This is a genomic window from Borreliella bavariensis PBi, from assembly GCF_000196215.1.
Classification (GTDB): Bacteria; Spirochaetota; Spirochaetia; order Borreliales; family Borreliaceae; genus Borreliella; species Borreliella garinii.
Map to the genome: position 1 here is coordinate 708,554 of NC_006156.1, position 14,470 is coordinate 723,023.

Annotated in this window: 12 protein-coding genes; 8 read left to right on the forward strand and 4 right to left on the reverse strand. The window is 28.6% G+C overall.

Annotated elements, in window-relative coordinates:
• Positions 1–33 precede the first annotated feature (33 nt).
• From BG_RS03360 to BG_RS03375, 4 genes are read left to right on the forward strand one after another with little or no spacing between them, the layout of a single operon-like run.
• Complete coding sequence (locus BG_RS03360; RefSeq protein ID WP_044007962.1) at positions 34–2,628, forward strand: chemotaxis protein CheA; 2,595 nt, start codon at positions 34–36, stop codon at positions 2,626–2,628.
• A 7-nt stretch (positions 2,629–2,635) separates the two neighbouring features.
• Entirely contained in the window at positions 2,636–4,039 is a 1,404-nt protein-coding gene (locus BG_RS03365; RefSeq protein ID WP_011193976.1) for a CheR family methyltransferase, read from the forward strand.
• An 11-nt stretch (positions 4,040–4,050) separates the two neighbouring features.
• The gene (locus BG_RS03370; RefSeq protein ID WP_002557258.1) at positions 4,051–4,536 is read left to right on the forward strand and encodes a chemotaxis protein CheX; all 486 of its coding nucleotides are present in this window, start codon (positions 4,051–4,053) and stop codon (positions 4,534–4,536) included.
• Between the two features lie 41 nt (positions 4,537–4,577).
• Positions 4,578–5,018 carry a response regulator gene (locus tag BG_RS03375; protein ID WP_002557259.1) on the forward strand — a complete coding sequence of 147 codons (441 nt, stop codon included), beginning with the start codon at positions 4,578–4,580 and terminating at the stop codon, positions 5,016–5,018.
• Between the two features lie 39 nt (positions 5,019–5,057).
• Here the strand turns inward: BG_RS03375 and BG_RS03380 are convergent, their stop codons facing one another.
• The 4 genes from BG_RS03380 to BG_RS03395 are packed head-to-tail and all read right to left on the reverse strand — an operon-like array spanning position 5,058 to position 8,129.
• Positions 5,058–5,570, reverse strand: a complete 513-nt coding sequence (locus BG_RS03380) for a hypothetical protein (protein ID WP_011193977.1) — start codon at positions 5,568–5,570, stop codon at positions 5,058–5,060.
• The gene (locus BG_RS03385; RefSeq protein WP_011193978.1) at positions 5,567–6,613 is read right to left on the reverse strand and encodes a hypothetical protein; all 1,047 of its coding nucleotides are present in this window, start codon (positions 6,611–6,613) and stop codon (positions 5,567–5,569) included. Before BG_RS03385 ends, BG_RS03380 begins: the two co-directional genes overlap by 4 nt.
• Positions 6,607–7,470 carry a hypothetical protein gene (locus BG_RS03390; RefSeq protein WP_011193979.1) on the reverse strand — a complete coding sequence of 288 codons (864 nt, stop codon included), beginning with the start codon at positions 7,468–7,470 and terminating at the stop codon, positions 6,607–6,609. Before BG_RS03390 ends, BG_RS03385 begins: the two co-directional genes overlap by 7 nt.
• Positions 7,467–8,129, reverse strand: coding sequence for an HAD family hydrolase (locus BG_RS03395; RefSeq protein ID WP_011193980.1), 663 nt, complete (start codon positions 8,127–8,129; stop codon positions 7,467–7,469). Before BG_RS03395 ends, BG_RS03390 begins: the two co-directional genes overlap by 4 nt.
• Positions 8,130–8,376: 247 nt before the next feature.
• On the opposite strand from BG_RS03395, the gene BG_RS03400 reads away from it, so the two are divergent.
• The 4 genes from BG_RS03400 (at position 8,377) to BG_RS03415 (ending at position 14,455) form a co-directional block, all read left to right on the forward strand.
• A complete protein-coding gene (locus tag BG_RS03400) occupies positions 8,377–9,987 on the forward strand; it encodes an ABC transporter ATP-binding protein (RefSeq protein WP_011193981.1) in 1,611 nt (536 codons plus the stop codon).
• Complete coding sequence (locus tag BG_RS03405) at positions 9,988–11,139, forward strand: ABC transporter permease (protein WP_011193982.1); 1,152 nt, start codon at positions 9,988–9,990, stop codon at positions 11,137–11,139.
• Positions 11,111–12,037 carry an ABC transporter permease gene (locus tag BG_RS03410; RefSeq protein WP_011193983.1) on the forward strand — a complete coding sequence of 309 codons (927 nt, stop codon included), beginning with the start codon at positions 11,111–11,113 and terminating at the stop codon, positions 12,035–12,037. The genes BG_RS03405 and BG_RS03410 overlap by 29 nt, the downstream gene beginning before the upstream one ends.
• A gap of 156 nt (positions 12,038–12,193) precedes the next feature.
• Positions 12,194–14,455: a methyl-accepting chemotaxis protein gene (locus tag BG_RS03415; RefSeq protein WP_011193984.1), complete on the forward strand. Its 2,262-nt coding sequence runs from the start codon at positions 12,194–12,196 to the stop codon at positions 14,453–14,455.
• Positions 14,456–14,470: the final 15 nt, after the last annotated feature.

Consider the following 14,470-nt stretch of genomic DNA (forward strand, 5'->3'; position numbering starts at 1 on the left):
CTTTACATGTATAAGATTTTAATAGGAAATGGTATGGAAATATTAGATTTAGAAAATGAAGAGCTTTTAGGAGTTTTTTTCGAAGAGGCTCAAAATCTTGTAGATATTCTTGAAGAGAATATTATGTCATTAGAGGATGATCCTAATAATTCTGATACTATTGATGAAATATTCAGGGCAGCTCATACTTTAAAAGGAAGTTCTGCTTCTCTTGATATGATGGAGTTATCTGATTTTACCCATATTGTTGAAGATGTTTTTGATGCTATTAGAGATGATAGGATAAATATAAATAATGATCTTGTTGATCTGCTTTTAAATTCATTAGATGTTATTAAGGAAATGCTTGCGTTTCGTCTTGATGGCAAGGTTTATTTGAGTGATATAAGTAATCTTAAAAGCAAGTTAAATCAATTTTTAGTAGTTGATAATCAAACTTATATTAAGAGATTGGACGAAAATTCAACCAAAAACGATTTTTGTCTTTCAGAATTAGATCTTGAGGAGATAAGAGAGGGGTTAGGAATTGGGCAAAAGGTTTTAAGGATCAGCGTTATTTTTAATGCAAGCAGTGATTCTAAAGTTGAAAATGGTGGATTGAAAATATTTAATATTTTAAAAAATTTAGGGTCTGTTTTACATACAATCCCTAAATATGAGCAAATCATTGAAGATAAATTTTTAACAAGAGTAGATTATTATCTGATATATTCAGATATAGAGAGCGTGAAAAAAAGTTTAGACGCTTCAAGTTTAATTGAGAGCTATTTGGTTGATGAATTTAATGTAAAAGAAGAATTGAAAAAGCTCTCAGATAGAAAGACTAAAGATATTGATTTAGATTCCAATCTTGTTTTAAATGATGGTTTTGATTTTACAGAGAATGAAACTTCTGATTTATTACTTGAGATTGAAAATCAAAAGTTATTTAAAGTTAAATTGAATTTTGTAAAAGATAATCCTATGGCTACGATTAGTGGGTTTCAAATGCTTCAGGCATTAAAAAGTCTTGGAAAAATTTTCAAGTCTCTTCCAGATTCTAGTGAATTATTGGCAGATAAATTTTTTGATTTTGTTATATATTATTTAATATCAAATGTCAGTATAGACAGTATTGTTAAAAAGATTAATTTACCAGATGTTGTTAGTCATTTTGAAATTGAAAATGTTGATTTAGAATCTTTAAAGAATATAAGTTTAAAAGAAAACGATGAAGTACCTTTTAAGGCAAATAAAAGTATTAAGAAAAACAATCCAATTAGCGTTAATTTAATTAGAATAGATAGTAAAAAAATAGATTACATATTAAACCTTGTCAGTGAAGCTGTAATAAGTAAATCATCTTATAATCAAATAAATTCAGAAATGATTACGTTATTTTATAATTTTAATTATTTTTATGATTATCAAGAAAGTTTTCAGAGAAACTTTTTAATTGATTTAAAGATAATTTTTAAAGATGCAGGCTTGACATTAGAAGATGAGATCGAATCACACATTAATTCTTTGATGAATTTTAAAATGGAGAAATCTCTTAATGATATATCTGAATTGAGAAATTCTTTTTTCAGACTTCTTCAAAATTTTAAAATGACTTCTGGGCGGCTATCTAGAATAATTACAGATTTGCATGAGAGCGTTTTAAAGACTAGGATGTTGCCAATATCTAATATATTTTCAAGGTTTACAAGAGTTGTCAGAGATCTTTCAAAGAAATTGAATAAGATTGTAAATCTTGAAATGGAAGGAGAGGAAACTGAGCTTGATAAGTCTGTTATAGATGACCTTGTAGATCCTTTGATGCATTGTGTTAGAAATTCAATGGATCATGGACTTGAAACAGCCGAAGAGAGAGTTAAAAAGGGGAAGAATAAAGCAGGTACTATAATTTTGCGCGCTAAGAATGAGGGAAATGTAATATCAATTGAGATTGAAGATGATGGGATTGGTATAGATCCAAAGATTATTAAGCGCAAATTAATTGAAAAGGGAATAATAAAGGAAGGTCTAATTTACTCTGATTTTGAACTTATTAACTTAATTTTTGCTCCTGGTTTTTCAACAGCAGCTCAAGTGACAGACCTTTCAGGTAGAGGGGTTGGTCTTGATGTTGTTAAAAAAAGTATTGAAAAGCTTAATGGAACCATTTTAGTAGAATCAGAAATTGGACGTGGAACAATTTTTAAAATTAAGCTACCATTGACATTAGTGATTATACAAGGTCTTTTGGTGAAGTCAGGGCCTGAGACCTATGTTATTCCTTTGAACAATGTTCTTGAAACTCATAGAATAACTGAGTACGATATAAAATTACTTGAAAATTATCATGAAGTTTATAATTTAAGAGATGAAATCATTTCTGTTCTCAGGCTTGATAAACTTTTTAATATAGCAAGAGACGATTCATTAATAGAGAAATTTTTAATAGTTGTTAATACTAATAACATAAAAACTGCAATTGTTGTAGATTCTATTCTTGGCGAGGAAGATTTTGTAGTAAAGCCTATTAAGGATAAATTTTCAGCAAGCTCGGGTATAGTTGGAGCTACTACGCTTGGTAATGGTAAGGTTGTATTAATAATTGATGTTTTTAAACTTTTTGATTTAAAAAAGGATATTAAGGAGTGAATCTCTTGTGCAGATAAAAGAAATTTATTTTGGACCTAAAATTTTAGACGATAAAAATTGTAATTCTAAATTGACCAATTTTGATTTTAAGGTTGTTTCTTTTGAGCTTGGACCAGATCATTATTTGGTAGACATTATGCAAGTTAAAGAAATTAGAAAATCTAGTAATTTTACTTATGTGCCAAATGTCAAAAAATATGTAGCTGGGCTTGATAATTTACGAGGCGAAATAATTCCTATTATAGACCTTAGAATAATGTTTAATTTAGAATTTAATAAAAAAGATCTTGAAGATATTATGGTTTTAAAAAATGAAGACCTTCTTATAGGGGTTATTGTTGATAAAATTAATAATGTTTTTTCAATAGATTCTAGTCTTATTCAAGATCCACACCCAGTTTTATCTCAAGATTCTTTAATAAACTATATAAAAGGCGTTGTAGATTATAACGAAAAACTTTATATACTCCTCGATGTTTTTAAAATTTTTAATTATAGTGAAGAAGAAAAGGTATTAAAGCCTGGCCAAAATTCTGCTGAAAAAATCGATTTTGTAAGCGATTCTGATGATTTAGATGTGCTAGATGATTGCAAAGGTAATTTTGTCACCAATAATGTTTTTCCAAAAAATAGTAATAACAATGAAAATTCAACTTTAAAGAATATTTCAACTTTTAATTTGGAGAATATTAAAAAAAATCTTTTGAAATACGAGTTTAATGCTTCTTTAGTAAATGATGTGTTTTTAGAAAAAGTTGGAGTAAAATTTAATATGGTTGATACTGATTGCTTGCCTTACGATATTTTTTTAAATGAATTTTATTCAAAATCATCGGGAAGTTTGTGGGGAGTTGATTGTTTGGAAGAATTTCAAAATGAAATTGTTAAGAATCGCTTAAATTTTATGGATAATTTGAATTCTATTTTTAACGTGTTGGAAATTGGTTGTGGTAGCGGAAGAGAGACTATAGCCTTAGTTAATGCTTTGTCTGAATATTATGTAAAACCTTTTAAGTTGACAGCTATTGATAATGATTTGTCAAAAGTGGTTGAAACTTCTAGGTTGATTTTTTCAGAGTCAGAAATTGGTATTAGTGAAATTTATCGTAGGAACTCTTTTGAACAAAGTCCTGGGGTTTATAAATTTAAGTCAGAAATTCTTAATAATGTCTTGTTTGAATATTCCGATGCTCTTTTTTCAGATTTGCCTGATAATTTGGGAATGGTTTTTTTAAAAGATGTTTTATGTTTCTTGGATAGTAAAGATCAGATTTTAATTTTAAATATCATTGCTTCCAAAACTATTAAAGGGGCTCTTTTGGTTTTGGGAGATAACGAAGAGCTTAAAAATAATGATGTTTTTATAAAAGAGAAATCCGCAAAATATTTTAACTTATACAGGAAAGTCTAAAGGAGAAATTAATGAGAATAGATTATATAGAGCCGTTTTTGGATGCCGCTTCTTCAGTTTTAAGAGATATGTTGCTTGTTGAGAATATAGAAATGGGTAAACCAGGGCTTAAATCGATAAATCAAAAGATAAAAGGTGTTTCTGTAATAGTAGGGCTTGCCGGGTCTGTTGAGGGTAGTATAATTATTGACATGGACATAGAAACAGCTCTTTTTGTTGCTTCTAAATTGAATTTTGAAGAGTATGATGATTTTGATGATGAGGAAACAAAAGAGATGGTTGCTGCAACTCTTACTGAGGTTGGCAACATTATTGCCGGAAATTTTGTTACTACTTTGCACGCTAAAGGTTTTGTATTTGATATAACCCCACCAGCTTTTATTTATGGAGAAAATATGAAAATAAGCAATAAAGGTTCTGAGGCTTTGATTGTTCCTTTTTCTTTGCCTGATGGTAAAATTATAGAAGTTAATATTGCAATAAGAGAGAGGGTTTGATATGAAAAAAAAAATCTTTTTATTAGAAAAGAGAGGTTAATATGATTCAAAAGACTACAATTGCTGCAGATTCTTCATCTAAACCTAGAGGAATCAATTATGATACAGGCATTCCTTTTAATGTTTTAATTGTTGACGACTCTGTTTTTACTGTAAAGCAGCTTACACAAATTTTTACATCAGAGGGCTTTAATATTATTGATACAGCAGCTGATGGAGAGGAGGCTGTGATAAAATACAAGAATCATTATCCTAATATTGATATTGTTACTCTTGATATTACTATGCCAAAAATGGATGGAATAACTTGTCTTTCTAATATTATGGAATTTGATAAAAATGCTAGAGTGATAATGATATCTGCTTTAGGTAAAGAACAATTAGTTAAGGATTGCTTAATAAAAGGAGCAAAAACATTTATTGTTAAACCATTAGATAGGGCAAAGGTTCTTCAAAGAGTAATGTCTGTCTTTGTTAAATAAATTGTTTATAAAATAGCTCAAGTTTTAATTTTATTATTTTCATTCTTTTTGGAAAAAAATCATTTCATTACTTATTTTATCTGAATTCTTTAAAAAATAAGTAATGTTAAGATTGAATATTTTTATAGGCTCTGCATTATTTTCTATGTAAAGCTCTAATTTGTAAAATCCCGTTTTTGTGTATATTAGTGAATAACTTTTAAAAATCCCATTTATATTTTTAATTTTAAATATTTTATATTTTAAAAATTTGTTATCAATAAGCTCGCTTTGAATTAGATATTTATTTACTTCCCTGTAGTTTGAATTTAATAAGCTGTAATCAGTTTTATTTAGCATTATGCTTTTTACAAAATGTTCGGTTAATTGATAAATATTTTTTTCTATTTCGCTTGTTGGAAAATTAGTATAGTATTCTTTTTCTAAAATTAAATTGAAAGATGAGTATTTTTTTATTTCTTCGTTTACTCTTTTTTCAATTGAGATGTTCAAAAGCCTAGCATTAAGTGGAAAATATAATATAAGTAGCATTGCAATTATTTGAATTTTCATTTTAATTCCTGGCTTTTATTAATTATTTTTTTTACTTTTTCAATTTCTAAAGGTATTTTGCTTTTTCGCTTTGAATTTAGTTTTTCTTTTAGTAAAAGATTGTTAAATGCTTTTGCAAGTTCATATACTTTTTCTTCGCTTAAAGTAAAAGGAATTTGAATTTTTCGATATTCTAATGGGTCTTGTAAAATTTTTGTCATTAAAATAATAGGATTTAAAAAGCTTGCTTTAAAAAATTTATAAAAATTCATTAAAAAAATAGTAAATGATGCAAACAATGCAAATAGAAAAATTCCAAGAATAGAATCGCTTTTTCTTTGCAAATATTTATCTATATAAAATTTTGTCTTCTCTATTTCTATTACTTTGTATTCACTAGGACTGTAGTAAACAAATATTTCGTCTGATTTTGAGTATATTATATCTTCTTTTTCTTTGATTATTAGGATGAAGGGATATTTTTCCTTAATGTAAGCTTTTTCATTTATTATTGATATATTTTTAATAATATTAAATTCTTGTTTTTCTGGTATTGAATTTACAATTTTTGAGCTTGATATTATTATAAAAAATGTAAATGGTATTAATAAGCTCATTGAAAATGTCCTAGCAAATGCTATTAATATTAGGTTCTTTTCTTTTGAATTGTAATAGATTTCTATTATTAGGTCGTTAAACCTAAGAAGCCTTAAAAATCTTAGCTTAAAAAGTGATAGCATTATTGGATTTAATATAGTTTCGTAGGTGACAATTATGTTTTTAAGCTGATATGAACTATAAAATACTAATGGGATAAGACAGTGAATTATATCGAAAAATAGATTGTTTCTGACGTAGATTTCTAATCTTTTAGAAAGGTAAGCCCTGGTTATTTTATATAAAAAAATGAAAATAAAAATTGTGTCAAATAGAAAACCAAGAAATATTAGTGCAAATCGTATTTTGTATGGTAAAAAAAGAATTATTGAGAGCTCTTCGATTAAAAGTTCAAATATTGAAAAAATTATTATTGCTTTTAAGAAAATTGAAAATTTTTTTACCATTTATTTCCCTTAGCTATTTCTAATAATTCTTTGATTATTCTTGAATCATATTCTCTAGAGCCTGATTGTTTTATTGAAAACCAACTTTCATCATACCCAATAAAACCTTTGACTGGATTGTTTTTATATTTTGGAATTCTTGCTCTGGCTGAAAAAATGGCAATTAATGTTGAAATTGGAGACATTGTTTGTAAAGTCTCATATTTAAAAAAGCTTTCAATTATGAGTCTAGCTGTTTTTTCGTCTAAAAAATCGGTATCATTGCTTATTGCTTTTGAAGTCGATTCAATATTTTTAATAGTCAATTCTATTCCTTTTTCAAAGCAGTATTTAATTACCAATACCTTTAAGAGGAGTAATATCTTTATATAATTTTTTATAATGTCTGATGAATAAAGGGCTTTATTTTCTTTTTGTATTAAATATATTGTATAGGAATTTTTTCCTTCAAATAGTTTGTTTATGTAAAAAGTGATGTATCCATTGCTTATAGTATTAAAATTATAAAAGAATTCTTTTCTTAAAGATGAGTTGGCTTTAACGAAGTTAAATATCAAATTTAAGTCGTTTTTTGTTAATTCTTTGGTAAAAAGAGGCTTTACAATGTTAAAATCAATAGCTTCAATGCCAGATAAAACAAATGGCGTAATCATTGCATCTGTTTTATCTTTGATGTATTGAATTAGATCTTTTAGTTCTGATTCAAAATCATTTTTGATGAATGTAGTAATAGTTTTTTTGTTTTCTTTTAAATAGCTGAGCATTTCAATTTCTTTTTCTATAGCAGACAAACTTTTTATGCTTTCATGATTAAATAGGTAATGATATAGGTAAGGAAAATATGGTTTTGCATTCATTTTATTAGGTCCAATAGTTCAAGGGGTTTATGGATTATATGTTTTGCTCCATTTTGTTTTAATTCTTGAACACTTCTAAATCCCCAGGAAACTCCTATTGGTATAAATCCAGCGTTTATTGCAGTTAGCATGTCTACATCGCTGTCTCCAATATATGCGATTTCTTCTTTTTGGATATTCAATTCTAATATCATATCAAGGGCATTTTCAGGATCTGGCTTTGGTGGAAATTTTTTTGAATAACCTCTGACTTCAAAAAAAAGTATATTTCCAAAAATATTTTTTACCAAACTTATTAATTCTTCGTGGTTTTTATTACTTAAAATTCCAATTGGAATTTTAAGATCATTCATATTTTCTAGAAGGGTTTTTATATTTTCGTATGGTTGCGTTTTAGATGAAAGATTTTTGTTATATTCTTTTACAAATTCTTTATAAAGTTTGTCTTGTAAATTGGGATTATTATATTCAAGAGATAATAGCTTTAGAGTGTCTATTACAAATTTGTCAAATCCTCTACCAACAAGGGCATTGAATTTGTTTAGCTCTATTTCATTATATCCCAAGTTTGAAAGAGCAGAATTCATTGAGAATGCAATATCCATGATGCTATTTACCAGGGTTCCATCCATATCAAAAATGCAGGCTTTGATTTTCATAATACTCTCTTTTTTAATAGTTTAATCATTCTTTTATTTTATCATTAATTTGCGCTCTTTATTAAGGTTTTTATATTTTAAGCATTTTTTATTTACTATTAATTAACAACTTTTATGAATGATTTATTTTGTTTATTGAAATCTAGAAATGCTATTGAAAATATAAACTTTAAGCTTTATTATATTTCATTAGAATAAGAATATTGTGGGCAATTCATGTTTGATGTTTATTAGGATTTAAAGCTTAATGAAAGAAGATGTACTAGTATTAGAAAATATTACAAAAAAGTATGGTGATTTTGTTGCCAATGATGATGTTTCTATTAAATTTAAGGCAGGCGAAGTTCATGCTATTCTTGGAGAAAATGGTGCTGGAAAGACTACCTTAATGAAGACTATTTACGGGATTCATCAAGTAGATAGTGGTCGAATTATTTTAAAAGGCCAAGAAGTAAGCTTTAAGGATTCAAGCGAGGCCATTCACAATGGGATTGGAATGGTTTTTCAGCATTTTATGTTAATTCCACAATTTACCGCTGTTCAGAATATTATTTTAGGATATGAAAACTCAAAATTTGGTTTTCTTGATTACAAACAAGCCAAAAGAAAAATAAATTATCTTTCGGAAAAGTATGGTTTAAAGATAGATTTAGAGAAAAAGGTTGAAGACTTAAGTGTTGGCATGGAGCAAAAAATAGAGATATTGAAAGTGCTTTATCGAAATGCAGATATTATTATTTTTGATGAACCTACTGCAGTGCTTACTCCTAGTGAAGTTGATGATTTTATAAATATTTTAAAGATACTAACTCAAGAGGGTCATACTGTAATACTTATTACTCATAAAATAAAAGAAATTAGGTCTATTGCAAAGCGATGCACAATTATGCGCCTTGGTAGGGCTGTTAAAACTGTTGATATTGCTGAGATTAATGACAAGGATCTTACAAAATTAATGATAGGCAAAGAGATTTCACTTCGCTCATCTAAAATTCAATTTGAAAATCATTTTAATGTTCTTGAAATAAAAAATCTAAGTGTTAAAGATGAGAGGGGAGTTTTAAAAGTTAAAGACGTTAATCTTAATTTGAAAAATGGTGAAATTCTTGGGATATCTGGTATTGAGGGAAGTGGCCAAGAGGATTTAGTTGATGCAATTTTGGGTTTAAAAAACATATTTAAGGGCGATATTTTTAAAAAAAATTCTTCAGGGAGCCTAGAATCTCTAAAAGGTTTAACGATTAAGCAAATAATAGATAAAAAAATTGGTAATATTCCTTCGGACAGGCAAAGACATGGTCTTATTTTAGAGTTCAATGTTATGCAAAATATTGGACTTAAGAGCTTTGATAATCCCGATTATTTAGGATTAAAAAAAAATCATTCAAAGAGTAATTTTGATTTAAAATTTAATTTTTTCAATTTTATTAAAAGACAATTTGATAAGGTTAAAAGACAATTTGTAGGGTTTGATCTTGACATTTTAAAAAAATTGAGCAACCAACTTGTAAATTATTTTGATATTAGGCCAAGAGGTATTTTAAATAAGGTAAAATATTTATCTGGAGGCAATCAGCAAAAAGTGATTATTGCTCGTGAGATTAGCTTAGAGCCAGACATTCTTTTAGCTATTCAGCCAACAAGAGGTCTTGATGTTGGAGCTGTTGAGAATATTTATAAAAGAATAATAGAGCAAAGAGATGCTGGTAGATCCGTTTTGTTGGTTTCTCTTGAACTTGATGAGCTTGTTAATGTTTGTGACAGAATAGCCGTAATGCATGATGGGAGGATAGTGGGTATTTTAGAGGACAATTTTGATATTGATGTTATTGGTAAAATGATGATGGGTTTAAGCTAAATGACAATTAGTAAAAACATATGCAGCAAATTTATATTAAAAATTTTAAATTCTTCAGCATTTGTTAGTATTTTTGCTCTATTTGTTGGATTTTTAATGGTTGGGCTAGTGGTGATGGGGCTTGGTTATTCTCCTTTTAGAATGTATTTTATAATACTAGAGATTCTATTCTCGTCCCCCAAACATTTAGGTTATGTTTTAAGTTATGCAGCTCCTTTGGTTTTTACAGGTCTTTCTATTGGTATTTCTTTGAAAACAGGCCTTTTTAATATTGGGGTTGAAGGTCAGTTTATACTAGGATCTATTGTTGCTTTAATAGCATCGATTTTCCTTGATCTACCTCCAATTTTACATGTAATTACTATTTTTGTTATTGCTTTTTTAGCGTCAGGTAGTTTAGGAATTTTAATTGGATATTTAAAAGCTAAATTCAATATTAGCGAAGTGATTTCAGGAATAATGTTTAATTGGATATTATTTCATTTGAATAATATAATTTTGGATTTTAGTTTTATTAAAAGAGATAATAGCGATTTTTCAAAGTCCATTAAAGAAAGTGCATTTATTGATCTTTTAGGTTCTTGGAAGCTTTCACCAGAAGGTCTTGCTTATAGATCTTCTCATCCTTTTGTTAATGAGCTTTTAAAAGCGCCTCTTCATTTTGGAATAATTTTGGGAATAATTTTTGCTATTTTAATATGGTTTTTGCTTAATAAGACTATTATTGGATTTAAAATAAATGCCATAGGGAGTAATATTGAAGCTTCAAGATGTATGGGCATTAATGTAAAAGCCGTGCTAATCTTTTCAATGTTTCTCTCAGCAGCTGTTGCGGGCCTTGCTGGTGCTATCCAAATTATGGGTGTTAATAAAGCCATATTTAAGCTTTCTTATATGGAAGGAGTTGGTTTTAATGGGATAGCTGTGTCTTTGATAGGAAACAATTCGCCGATTGGTATAATATTTTCTAGTATTCTTTTTTCTATATTGCTTTATGGAAGTAGTAGGGTTCAAAGTTTAATGGGCCTTCCATCTTCAATTGTATCCTTGATGATGGGAATAATTGTTCTTGTGATTTCTGCTAGTTATTTTTTAAATAAAATCTTTTTAAAAGGTGTTAAGAGTGTCAAACGTAATAATATTTTTAATTAGTGAAACTCTAATAAATTCTCAAACCTTAATTTTAGCTGGCCTTGGTGGTCTTATAAGTGAGAAAAGTGGAATTATTAATATTGGACTTGAAGGAATAATGACAATAGGAGCATTTTCAGGAGCTACGGTTGCATATTTTACAAATGACCCATTATTTTCAATTTTTGTTGGTGGATTAGCAGGTCTTGCGCTTGCTATTTTGCACGCTGTTTTTACAATTTTTTTAAAATCAGATCAAATTATAACCGGAATGGCGCTTAATTTTTTAGGACCCGCTATTGCTGTTTTTATAAGCACTTTGATTTTTTCTTCTATTTCAACTCCGCCTATAGAAATAAAATTGCCAATACTTTTTGATGGAATTTTAAGCAAAACGTCTTTTATATTCCAAATTTTTGGCAAAAGATATTCTATATACATTGCAATGCTAGGCGTGGTTTTATTTCATATTGTTTTCAAATATACTAAAATTGGGCTTAGAATTAATGCTAGTGGTGAAAATCCAGAGGCATTGGAGTCTGTTGGAGTTAGTGTAAATAAAATTAGATTTTTTTGTGTTCTTTTGAGTGGTTTTTTAGCAGGGGTTTCGGGTGCTATTCTTACAACAGTAATTGCATCAAGCTATGTGCAAGGGGTTACAGGTGGACAAGGTTTTATTGCTATTGTGATGTTAATTTTTGGAAAATGGACGCCTTTGGGGATTTTAATGGGGAGTTTTTTGTTTTCATTTGTTAAAACTTTGGCAATTGTTTTGGCTCAATCGCCTTTTTTGTCTTTAATAATGCCTCCTAAAATGTTAGTTATTACTCCGTATTTAATTGTTATTTTAAGTCTTATCTTTTTTTCAAAAAGAAGTTATGCGCCCAAGTTTTTAGGAATACCCTATAAAAAGCATTAGCAGTTAATATGTAGCTTATAACTTGTTTTTCATATTGTGAAAATTCTTTTAATATTTTTAAGAGTTTTTAATTTTTTGCTGTAAATTTTTTTTAATACCCTTTTGGTCTTAAGTTTGTTTGATTAAATAAGTAGATGATTTGTGAGGTAGTTTATTATGCTTGTGAAGCTTAAATACAGGTTTGTTGGATTTTTATTATTGTTTTTAATTTTTATACTGTTGCTTTTTTCTATGATTTTTAATTTTGTTTTATGTGGTTATTTAGAAGATTATTATAAGCAGCTTACAAGGGCGCAATTAAGAAGAGCAGCTTTTTCTACGCAATCTTTTTTAGACACTTTGTATGTTATAATCAACGGTGCAGCTTCTAATTTAGCACTTGAAACCATATCAGAATTTGCAATTTCCGAGAATAGAGGAAAAGATTTCTCTGAGTCTGAATTGGTAGATTTAAGAAAAAATTCAAAATTTGTTATTGATTCTGTAAAGGTGAATAAAAAATATCGACAATACTTATACAATTTTATGACTAATCTTAAAAATGATACTCTTTTTGAAGAATTCGCGTTTTTTGATTTTGAAGGGAGAATAATTGTTAGCACAAGGCATGAAAATAATATGGATTTTGGACATTCTGAGGCCAATACTAATTATTTTAAAAAAGCGATTGAGGATTATAAGCAAAACCAATTAAAATTTATAGGCTGGTATTCAAATCTTTCTGAAGGAATATCTGCAGAAGTTGCCATTAGGTCTAGGCAAAGTGAAAAAAAGGCTTTTGCAATAATTGTGCCTGTATACTCCCCAGAAGATAAGCTTGTTTGTGGATATTTGGCTGGATATTTGCTTAATGATGTTTTAGCAGATAGTTTTGATAGATTTAGATTTGGTTTTTATAAAAGGGGCAATTTTGTTTATATAGATTCTAATAATATAGCAGTTAATCCTTTTGAAGAATACAATGAAACCAGTAGGGTTAGTTCTAAATTTTTAAATATTCTTAAAGATGTTTTTTCTAAGCCACCTCTTTTATCAAATATTCCTACTGAAGTGTCGGTTTACACTATTGATAGGATATTATTCTCCGAAATGGGAGAAGAGTGTTATTATGCATTGTTGCCCATAAGTAGTAAATTAGGAGAGAAAGGTGGGGTGCTTATTGCTAGACTTCCTTATAAAGATATTTACGGAGTAATATCTAGTCTAAAATTTCAGTATATCTTGTATTCTGTTTTAGGCATTATTTCATTAAGCATTGTTCTTTTAATGAGAATAGATAGGATTATTAGTTTTCGTTTAAACGCAATTAGAGTTTTAGTTCAAGATATGGTCAAGGGAGATTTAGACAAAGATTATGCCCTTGATGATGGTGATGATTATTTTGATGAGCTTGGCATGTTAAGTCTTCAGGTTGTGAAAATGAAAAAAGCTATTTCTGTAGCAATTGCTAGTGTTTTGAGAAATATTAGCTATGTAAATAAGGCAAGTTTAGAAGTTGCCAGTTCTAGTCAAAATTTAACTTCTAGTGCGTTACAGCAGGCATCTGCTCTTGAAGAAATGTCAGCCAATGTTGAGCAAATAGCGTCAGGTGTTAATATGAGCGCTAATAATTCTTATGAAACTGAGCAAATAGCTTTAAAGACCAATGAAAATTCTCAGATAGGTGGTAAAGCTGTTGAAGAATCTGTTATTGCTATGCAAGATATTGTAGAGAAAGTTAGCGTTATTGAAGAAATAGCTAGAAAAACCAATTTACTTGCTTTGAATGCTGCTATTGAAGCTGCAAGAGCAGGTGATGAAGGAAAGGGATTTGCTGTTGTGGCTAGTGAGATTAGAAAGTTGGCTGATCTTAGCAAAATTTCGGCTCTTGAGATTGGAGAGTTGGTTGAAGATAACTCTAAGGTAGCAACCGAAGCTGGAGTGATCTTCAAAGAAATGTTACCTGAAATAGAAGAAACAGCTAATCTTGTCAAAAAAATTTCAGAAGGTAGCTCTAAGCAGAGCGATCAAATTGCTCAATTTAAAATGGCTTTAGACCAGGTTGGAGAAGTTGTTCAGTCTTCAGCTTCAAGTAGTGAGCAACTTTCTAGCATGTCTGATAAAATGTTAGAAAAGTCTAAGGAACTCAGAAAATCTGTATTATTTTTCAAAATTAAAGATTCTAAGATTGAAAATCTGGAAGATGGTGATTATGATTTCAGGTTGATGGATTGTCCTGAAAATTCTTTTAAAGATGAAAATCAAGATTTGAAAGGAAATGAAATCTCTACTTTAAATGGCAGTAGACATAGTAATTATTCTTTAAGTATTGAAAGCGAGCCTTCTGCAAGAACTATTAATAAGCGGGTTGATCCTAAAAAAGCTATCGATATTGCTGATAAGGATTTAAATTTTGATGATGATTTTTCAGAGTTTTAGAATTTTTTTTGTAAA